Genomic DNA, 604 nt, shown 5'->3' with positions numbered 1-604 from the left:
CAAAGAAGACAAAGAAGATTTTGCTGAACTGTCTGGCATTGCTGTGCCTGCGGAAATTACCGCCGAAGACGGCACCATGTTCAAAGAAGCGCTGTTGTTTACTCACCGCGGCTTATCGGGCCCTTCGGTTTTGCAAATTTCCTCTTTCTGGAAAGCGGGTCAGAAAGTTTCTATCAACTTAGTTCCTAACGAAGACATCGCTCTGCTGCTCGAGCGCAGCCTTGAGAAACATCCAAATCAATCGCTAAAGAACACCCTAGCAAAAGTGCTGCCAAAGCGTTTAGTGGAAGTGCTGATTGAGCGTAAAGAGCTGATGGATAAACCTCTCAAGCAGTTCAACCCGAAAGAGCTTGCTAGCGTGGTGGAGCGTTTAGAAAACTGGTCAATCGCACCTAATGGCACCGAAGGCTACCGCACGGCGGAAGTGACTTTGGGTGGTGTAGATACCGATCACCTGTCTTCTAAAACCATGGAATGTAAAAACATCAAAGGCTTGTACTTCATCGGAGAAGTGATGGATGTGACCGGTTGGTTAGGTGGCTATAACTTCCAATGGTGCTGGTCGAGTGGCTTTGTGGCAGGTCAGTGGGTGTAATCCAGCGCT

Annotated in this window: 1 protein-coding gene; it reads left to right on the top strand. The window is 48.5% G+C overall.

What is annotated here, in order from left to right:
• Nucleotides 1-595 (top strand): aminoacetone oxidase family FAD-binding enzyme (locus tag R7Z77_RS26810; protein ID WP_318137231.1); only part of this gene is annotated, 595 nt, incomplete at its 5' end.
• Between the last annotated feature and the right edge of the window lie 9 nt (nt 596-604).

The organism is Vibrio sp. 1401, assembly GCF_033340295.1.
This window is presented reverse-complemented; position numbering and strand designations above follow the sequence as displayed.